The following is a 1,753-nucleotide window of genomic DNA, read 5'->3' as shown; positions in this document are numbered from 1 at the left end:
AAGAAGAGGTCATGGCCGAGGCCGTGACGACCGGCGAGCCTGGGGGGGCAGCTCCCGCCGGAAAGGAGCTGGACCCCGCGGAGGAAGACAAGGCTCCCGCGCCGGCGGATACCCCGGTGGACCCGGTCGAAACGGCCACCTCGATCGAGACGACCGGGGCCGAGATCCTCGCCGTGGCCACCGGCGCCGACAAGCGGGAGATGGATGCTGTCGAGGAAGACGACCTGGGCACCCTGCGCAATACCGGCGCCGCCGTCTATGACTATCCCGTAGCCGTGCCCCCAGGGCGTGCCGGGGTGGAGCCGGACCTGGTCCTGCGCTACAACAGCTTTCTACCCAACGGCTGGCTGGGCCTGGGCTGGGCCCTGGACCTTGGCGCCATCCAGCGGGCCACCAAGCATGGCCTCTGCTATGATGACAGCCAGCCGGCCTGCCAGGAGTTTGTAGTCATCCGCCATGGCAGTGGCCGCGAGCTGGTGCCGCGCCCGGAATGGGGCGCTGACATGTACGGCCTCAAGGTGGAATCCGAGTTCACCAAGTATCAGGCCATCCGAGCCTCCGGCAAGATTGCCGCCTGGATCGCCACCGACCGCGCCGGCATCCAGTACAAGTATGGCAGTGCCGACGGCTCCCGGCAGACAACCACCGCCGGTACTTTCAAATGGTGCCTCGATCGGGTCGAGGACACCAACGGCAACTACCTGACCGCGACCTACACCAAGGACCAGGGCCAGATCTATTTGCAGCAGATCGACTATACCGGCAATGCCCGGGTCCCAGCATCGCCGACCCACAAGATCACCTTCGATCTGGAGGACGGTCGCCCCGACCAGCCACCGATGTTCGAAAGCTACAGCCAGGTGGTCACCGCCAAGCGCCTCAAGCAGATCAACGTCTGGACCAAGGGCGTGCAAACAGGAAAGCACAGCCTCGTCTATACGGTGGGAACCTCCAAACAGTCCTGGCTGTCATCGATCACCCAGTGCGGCAACAAGGATGGCACGCAAACGCCGCCCATCTGGAGCTGTCTGCCGGCGACGAGCTTTTCGGCAGTGGGCAGCCAAGCCTGGTCAGATGCCGTTGGCCGCGCCGAAATCACGGCCGCCGGCGAGGGCTATTCGCCGCAACCTGTCACCGGCCCTTCTTTCGGGCCCCAGCTGGACGACGACGGCGACAACCTGAACCCGCCCATGCCCTGGGTGCTGGGCGATTTCAACGGTGATGGCCGAACCGATCTCGGCCGGGGGTACTGCACACGCGACGAGTACGACCGCCCGGTGGCCAGTGGGTACAGTCTGTATCTTTCGTCGAAAGACGGGACATGGGGGACCGGCGGTTTGGGAACCCTGGGACGGAACATGTGCGGGCCGCCAACTCTCGCCAATCAGCGCTGGGTGGCTGGAGATTTCGATGGGGATGGCAGCGACGAGCTGGCTGGCATTCCCGTTGAAGGAAACGCTGTTCAGTTCACCGACTTCGGTGGTCCGGCGCCTCCGCCGATTCCGGGAAACTGGGTATCCATGGTCTACGATTCTGCTCGTTACGAGTATGTCACCGTGGCCGCCACGATTCTGACCGGGGACTGGAACGGCGACGGGCGAACCGACGTCGGTCTGGTCCGCGTGGAGAACCCGCACAACGTCCTTTATCTGTTCACCCTCGCCATGGACGGATCCTGGCAGCAGCTTGGCTCCCCGCAGCAGGTGGGCAGCCTGTCTCAAAAGACCGGCGACTTCAACGGGGACGGCCGAAC

The 1,753-nt window shown here is 64.6% G+C and carries 1 protein-coding gene; it reads left to right on the top strand.

Going from position 1 to position 1,753, the window contains the following annotated elements; all coding sequences use genetic code 11:
* Positions 1-11 precede the first annotated feature (11 nt).
* Positions 12-1,753: SpvB/TcaC N-terminal domain-containing protein (locus AB1634_19440; GenBank protein ID MEW6221687.1), on the top strand; the 1,742-nt coding region annotated here is incomplete at its 3' end.

The sequence above is a fragment of the Thermodesulfobacteriota bacterium genome, assembly GCA_040755095.1.
Classification (GTDB): Bacteria; Desulfobacterota; Desulfobulbia; order Desulfobulbales; family JBFMBH01; genus JBFMBH01.
The sequence above is the reverse complement of the archived record's forward strand: the minus strand, read 5'-3'. Positions and strand labels throughout refer to the sequence as shown.